1 protein-coding gene is annotated in these 868 nt (G+C 35.8%); it reads right to left on the bottom strand.

The window, feature by feature from the left end; genetic code table 11:
- Positions 1-282: 282 nt before the first annotated feature.
- A complete protein-coding gene (locus tag AC1TO8_RS23840; RefSeq protein WP_482058066.1) occupies positions 283-729 on the bottom strand; it encodes a VOC family protein in 447 nt (148 codons plus the stop codon).
- Positions 730-868: the final 139 nt, after the last annotated feature.

Genomic DNA, 868 nt, shown 5'->3' with positions numbered 1-868 from the left:
TAACGTTTGGCATTCCTGACGTTCAAGCAGCTTAAGGACCGTAGGTCCGGGTCGTCAGAATTAGCTGGTTGAATGTATCGCCTGAATAATCTCCCTGAAAATCCTTCTTGGCGATCAAGGGCGAATGCCCGCAGTAGGAATGCGGTGTTATGCGATCCTTCCGACTTCTTGATATGCTTACAATAGCTTTATACGTTCTTAAATTTGTGCTTTAAAAAGTTTTTTTCATATCTTATTACCGTTCATAATACTCAACTTTAATTATGACTAGTTCTTAACCTATTAATTTCCCCACTCTTCTAATGATAATTTTTCGGTCACACCTTTCAGTTCTTCAGGTGCATTAACAAAACACATTAATTCTAAGCTATTTCCGTCTGGATCATTAAAATATACCGACGCATTTTCTTGATATGGGCGAATAAAGGGTTCTATACTTTTCCTAGTTCCAAAAGGAACAGGCTTTATATTAATTGAAGATAACCATTCTAGGCTCTTTTTAAGATCTTCAAAAGATACTCTAAAAGCTATGTGTCTTAAGGAAGGATGGTACGGTGTTTTATATTCCTCTCCTTCCCACAACCCCAACCAACTTCTGCCTTCTTCAATCCAAAAAAAAGCCGTTTCTTCATCACTCCATGCTAATTTCAATCCTAATTTATTATAGAAATCTATTGAGATCCTCAGGTTTTTAACAGGTAAATGTGCTTCATATAAACCTATTATCATAATTACCACTCCTTGTGTAAAAATATATTGTTAATGGTACTTCGAAAGTAATTGATTTCATGCATTTATGAGAATCTTTAATATGTTCTTCACACTTTCGGAAGTTTCGCATAACGTTTGGCATTCCTGACGTTCAAGC

It is taken from the genome of Paenibacillus sp. Y859 (genome assembly GCF_056786405.1).
This window is presented reverse-complemented; position numbering and strand designations above follow the sequence as displayed.